Source organism: Rheinheimera mesophila (genome assembly GCF_000986865.1).
In the GTDB taxonomy this organism is placed as follows: Bacteria; Pseudomonadota; Gammaproteobacteria; order Enterobacterales; family Alteromonadaceae; genus Pararheinheimera; species Pararheinheimera mesophila.
The window spans coordinates 1-1,163 of the sequence record NZ_LAVS01000049.1; the positions used below are offsets into that span (position 1 = coordinate 1).

The 1,163-nt window shown below is 34.6% G+C and carries 3 protein-coding genes and 1 pseudogene; all 4 read left to right on the plus strand.

The features are described from left to right. A pseudogene (locus SD53_RS12315) lies at window positions 1–132 on the plus strand (dUTP diphosphatase); the annotation flags it as partial. 278 nt (window positions 133–410) lie between these two features. Continuing rightward, window positions 411–617 (plus strand): DUF1381 domain-containing protein, encoded by a 207-nt coding sequence (locus SD53_RS12325; RefSeq protein ID WP_000195803.1) that lies wholly within the window; start codon window positions 411–413, stop codon window positions 615–617. Continuing rightward, on the plus strand, window positions 614–1,000 hold the full coding sequence (locus tag SD53_RS12330; RefSeq protein ID WP_000592207.1) for a hypothetical protein: 387 nt from the start codon (window positions 614–616) through the stop codon (window positions 998–1,000). Before SD53_RS12325 ends, SD53_RS12330 begins: the two co-directional genes overlap by 4 nt. Then, window positions 997–1,146 (plus strand): transcriptional activator RinB, encoded by a 150-nt coding sequence (rinB, locus tag SD53_RS12335; RefSeq protein WP_000595265.1) that lies wholly within the window; start codon window positions 997–999, stop codon window positions 1,144–1,146. The genes SD53_RS12330 and rinB overlap by 4 nt, the downstream gene beginning before the upstream one ends. Window positions 1,147–1,163 lie beyond the last annotated feature (17 nt).

The window sequence follows — 1,163 nt, forward strand, 5'->3', positions numbered from 1 at the left end:
CAAATCAACAAAGGCGACAAACTAGCACAACTGGTTATCGTGCCTATATGGACACCTGAACTAAAGCAAGTGGAGGAATTCGAGAGTGTTTCAGAACGTGGAGCAAAAGGCTTCGGAAGTAGCGGAGTGTAAAGACATCTTAGATCGGGTCAAGGAGGTTTTGGGGAAGTGAGCGACATGTTAGAAATATTTTTAATAGGGTTTGGCGTTTATCTCTTTTATCGCATAGCAATTATTTTTCTTAAGAGTAAAAAGACTATACACACAAACATATATGAAATGTTAATGCTTGCTACTATCTTTATGATATCTACATTTGCTTATAAACATCAAAAGACGCATATCTTAATAGCATTTTTAGTAATGTTTTTTATGAGTAAGCTCAAACAAGTTCAAGGGAGCTATGAGGAATGACACAATACTTAGTCACAACATTCAAAGATTCAACAGGACGTAAACATACACACATAACTAAAGCTAAGAGTAATCAAAGGTTTACAGTTGTTGAGGCAGAGAGTAAAGAAGAAGCGAAAGAGAAGTACGAGAAACAAGTTAAAAGGGATGCAGTTATTAAAGTGGGTCAGTTGTTTGAAAATATAAGGGAGTGTGGGAAATGATTAAAAAACTTAAAAATATGGATGGGTTCGACATCTTTATTGTTGGAATACTGTCATTATTCGGTATAACCGCATTGCTACTTGTTGTCGCATTGCCTATCTATACAGTGGCTAGTTACCAAAACAAAGAAGTACATCAAGGGACAATTACAGATAAATATAACAAAAGACAAGATAAAGAGGACAAATTCTATATTGTATTAGATGATAAACAAGTCATCGAAAACTCAGACTTATTCTTCAAAGGAAAGTTTGATAGCGCAGACATACAAGCTAGGTTAAAAGTAGGTGATAAAGTAAAAGTTAAGACGATTGGATATAGAATACACTTTTTAAATTTATATCCGGTCTTATACGAAGTAAAGAAGGTAGATAAAAAATGATTAAGCAAATACTAAGATTATTATTCTTACTAGCGATGTATGAGTTAGGTAAGTATGTAACTGAGCAAGTATATATTATGATGACGGCTAATGATGATGTAGAGGCGCCGAGTGATTACGTCTTTCGAGCGGAGGTAAGTGAGTGATGTGGATTACTATGACT